We start from the raw sequence: 263 nt of genomic DNA on the forward strand, positions 1-263 counted from the left end.
GGATAGTGATTGAGCCGCTCTCCCAAACCGACCGCCTGCAGCTCCCGCCGGGCGATGTCGAAGGCGTCTCTGTTGTTGGCGAGTTCCAGCGGCACGGCAACGTTTTCCAGCGCCGTCATATTGGCGATGAGATGGAAGGATTGGAAGACGATGCCGATATTGCGGCCGCAGAAATCGGCGATGTGGTCTTCGCTCAGGCTATGGAGAGGCGTGTCGCGGATCAGCAATTCGCCGCTGTCGAGCTTCTCGAGGCCGGCCAGCAC

The 263-nt window shown here is 60.8% G+C and carries 1 pseudogene; it reads right to left on the reverse strand.

The annotated features are described in order from the left end of the window. Positions 1-263 (reverse strand): annotated as a pseudogene (locus ACPYOG_RS19790) (ABC transporter ATP-binding protein); the annotation flags it as partial.

This window comes from Leifsonia sp. HAY1-4F (assembly GCF_056755275.1).